This window comes from Oribacterium sinus, from assembly GCF_963537195.1.
GTDB classification, from domain to species: domain Bacteria; phylum Bacillota; class Clostridia; order Lachnospirales; family Lachnospiraceae; genus Oribacterium; species Oribacterium sinus_A.
The window spans coordinates 1-2,928 of the sequence record NZ_CAUTEG010000157.1 but is presented as its reverse complement, the minus strand read 5'-3'; the positions used below and the strand labels follow the sequence as shown (position 1 = coordinate 2,928).

Genomic DNA, 2,928 nt, shown 5'->3' with positions numbered 1-2,928 from the left:
ATTTTTTGCTCTATTTCCAGGATTTTCTTCACATTTTCTTCCATATCCCGGTCCCGAAGGACAGAGGAATCCTCTTTGGAAAGCCAGGTTTCCGCCGCTTGGCGGACAGTATTTAACTCCATCAGAAAGTCTTGATTCTCCTTAAACGCTTGTTTATCTATACCGCCCTGATGGTCATTGGAGGCTTGCTTTTCTGTAGCGTCCTGCTCATCCGCTATGTTTCCCGCCCCATTCTGCGCCGGTTCCGGACTCTTCTCCGCCTTTTCCTTTAAGCTGTCCAAAAAGGCGATGACTTCTCCTGCATTCGTTGCATTTAAACTGAAATTCTCACCCTTGATGCAGTCCAGATTTTTTGAAAACTCTTCTTCGGTCGTCAGCTTATGAGACAGGCTGTATTCCTTTAAAAAGGCATAACTTCCCTCAGGATCTTGCATATCAAAGCCGTAGAAGCGGACCTTTTTCTCCTCCGGAGCACTTTCATTCCACTCCCGCATCCAGGAAATGAGCTCTGCCATTTCTTTGGTATGGTAAATGGGAAAGGCAAACTTCTGTACCATTTCCTCCGCGCTTCCTTCTCCCCCTTGAATATAGCGGTTTATTTCCGCGCACTCCCCATAGTCCGCTTCCAGGGCAAATGCCGTAAAGCCCCGTTTCTCCACCATTTCCTTGAAAACAGACAGCTTTAGCTCCTGCATTTCTTTACAGCCATGGGCAGCCTCTCCGATAGAAAGAATCGAAATATTCTCCGGTATATACTCTGCGGAGAGGGGCTTCATTTCCGCCTGAACCTCTTTGATTTCTCGGTGAGCCTGCAATTCCTCGAACTTTAATTTTCCAAAATAAAGCAAAACATAGACAAACAGAAAGGCTAGCAGCGTAAGAACAACTTTTCCTACAAGTTTCAAAAGTTTCCCTATCATTTTCATCTCTTTCTTCCTCACTTTCCCTGTTCCAAAACCAAACGTACGTTAAGAGGATTTTCTCATTTCAAAATCCGAACGTTCTCTCCATAAATAGTATGTTCTTTCCACAATTCACCCTCTCCGTAAAGAATAGTTCTTATTCTACTATCCGCGTGTAGGCTTTCTTGGTCAGCCGGAAAATCACAAGATAAACCAGCGCGAAGACAAGAAGTACCGCGGACAAACAGCCGGCATAAAGGGTCAGACTTCCCACTCCGAAAAGTCCCAGCAGTCTAAAAACAATCTTGGAGGCTACGAGGCAGTGCAGGGTTGCCACCGCTAAGGGACCGAAGAACAGCCACAAAATCTGAGAGGCCCCTGTCTTCTGAATCAAACGGTCGGAAAGCCCCAACTTCTTCATGATTTGCATCTTTTCTCTGTCTTCATAGCCTTCGCTGATTTGCTTGTAGTAGCTGATTAATACGGTGCCTGTCAGGAAAATGATGCCGATCAGCACCCCTAAGAATAAAAAACCGCCGTTTACTTCATATTGTGATTGCAGGTATTCGTCCTTATTTTCTACAGAATATCTGGCGTTTCCCTTGAAATTTTTTTCTGAAAATGCCTTTAGCTGTTTCTTTAAGGCGCTGTACTTCGGCTGATATGCCTCCCCGGAAATTCCTTTCAGATTCCAATGAGTGCTAAATTCGATGGCAGTGGATTCACCGCTATGCGCCTTTGGCTGTAAATATTTTTCTATATACTGCATCGTAGCAAGATCCCGCACCACAATACCGTAGCTTCCTAAAGCCACCATATCCACCGGCAAGATATTTTCAATAGAGCTCACCTGAAACACCCGATCTCCGATTTTCAAACTGCCCGGCTCCTTCGGTGTATTTCTATTGTTGCAAAGCAGAATTTCATTTTCCCCTAAAGAAAGATGCTTCTGAAAACGGGCATTGTAGCCGGCTAAATCATAAAGGATAATCATATTGGGATCTTTAGCATTCGCCATGTTCTCTTGCTTTTGGACAGGCAGGATTTGACCGTCCTCTACAAACCCTCCCGTAGCAAGCGTTGCCATGCTATATAAACCCTCTACCTCGGTGGGCGAATTCACGCTTTCCAGCACCATTTGGTTTAAAGACTGCTTCAAGTCTTCCCCTTCCTTTTCCGGATAGGAAAATGGGGAAAGCTCCATACTGTATTCTCTGGAAAATAAACTGTTTCCCTTATTCTGAATATTTGCATACATACAAATGGTGGTGGCAAGGCTCAAAATCACTCCTGTACTTAAGATGGAGATGCTCGCAAGGGAAACCGCATTTCCCCTGATACGATAGAGAAGTCCGCTGATGCTTAAGAACTTCTCCGGCTTGTAGTAAGAAGGGCGCTTTTTCTCCATTTTCAAAATCAGCACGGAAAAGGAAATATACAAAAGATAGGTCGCAAAAATTACCGCCAGTACTGCAAGGAAAAAGTAATTAAAGGAAGACAGTAAACCTTGGATAAAGAGCGCAATCCCGTAGCCGATGCCGAGGAACAGGAAGCCGATGAGAGACAGAAGCACTCTCGACTTCGGTTCACCCTCCCCCTCATGTCCTTTTTGTAAAAGCTCCATCGGGGTAGAAAAGGAAATCCGAAAACTGCTGCGTAGCAAGGTGAAAAGATAGAGGCACAACAGCAAAACTGTAGTATAGAACAGGGCGGAAAAACTGAAGGGAAAGTCCATCAGCCTCCCCGACACATCTTTCATGATGAAATTCAGCATGAGAAAGACCATTTGCCCAAAAAGATATCCCCCCACAATACTCAGTACGAAGATAAAGGCAAAGAGGCAGAAAAATTCAATGGCAATAATCTTTCGGATATGCTTCTTCTCCAAGCCCAAAATGCCATAAAGCGCAAACTCCTTATTTCGTTTCTTCAGCATGAAATTGACTGCATATTGGATAAAAATAAAGGTGAAAATGCAAAGAAGAATCGTACCGACTTGGATAAAAAGGGGCAAGTCCCTATGACG

General features: G+C 44.4%; 2 protein-coding genes. Both read right to left on the bottom strand.

Annotated features, from left to right (window positions below):
* Window positions 1–926 (bottom strand): erythromycin esterase family protein (locus RYL27_RS11275; protein WP_314967212.1); only part of this gene is annotated, 926 nt, incomplete at its 3' end.
* Between the two features lie 133 nt (window positions 927–1,059).
* A partial coding sequence (locus RYL27_RS11270; protein ID WP_314967211.1) for an ABC transporter permease occupies window positions 1,060–2,928 on the bottom strand: 1,869 nt, incomplete at its 5' end.